Raw genomic sequence first — 620 nt, 5'->3', positions numbered from 1 at the left:
GAGCGAGCCGAAAAAGAGAGTGAAAGTGTCTAACCAATCCATGAGAAAAAATTAAGGGGGCATCTTGCCCCCTTATCACTAATAAAATTCAGTTTCTAAACAGTACCGTAGAACCGTGATTTAGGCTAGTTAATAGCAGAGTCTTCTCATTAACCACGTCAATTCGGCGGCTTTGTTCTGCATCTAGCTTAAAGATTTGAGTAATCAAACGTAGTTGCGCTTCAGAAAAATCCTTGGATTGAGAAGAAGAAATATCTTTGAACTCAGAAGGAGAAACAAGCAGATAGTTATCACTCACTTCCCAGCGACCTTTCTCTGAAATATTAATTGTCGATTCAGCCGTCGAGCCTTGTGCGAACAGTTTGATGTTTGCCACGCGAATGTAATCGCCATTCGGCAGGTACTTAACGTTCGACTCCACATTCACTCGACGTAACGGGCCTACGGTATCGTCTGGCAAGTTATCAGTAATCACAGTCACCATGGTTGACTGCCATTCATTTGATGTAAGCACTTGCTCAACTTTAAGGTCACTGCCCCAGTACAACCAACCACTGAAAAGGATAGATACGGCCAAAACCGCAGATGCTACTTTAATCTTCATGCTGGCCTCCTTTATT

The 620-nt window shown here is 42.9% G+C and carries 1 protein-coding gene; it reads right to left on the bottom strand.

Annotated elements, in window-relative coordinates:
* Positions 1–88: 88 nt before the first annotated feature.
* A complete protein-coding gene (gene toxS / locus R8N49_RS28395) occupies positions 89–604 on the bottom strand; it encodes a transmembrane regulator ToxS (RefSeq protein ID WP_005454545.1) in 516 nt (171 codons plus the stop codon).
* Between the last annotated feature and the right edge of the window lie 16 nt (positions 605–620).

It is taken from the genome of Vibrio sp. 1978 (genome assembly GCF_033344345.1).
Note: the sequence above shows the minus strand (reverse complement) of the source record. Positions and strands in the feature narration are given on the sequence as shown.

Bases quoted from the DNA above. Each gene is read 5' to 3' on its own strand.
- toxS (WP_005454545.1), bottom strand. From the start codon at position 604: ATGAAGATTAAAGTAGCATCTGCGGTTTTGGCCGTATCTATCCTTTTC.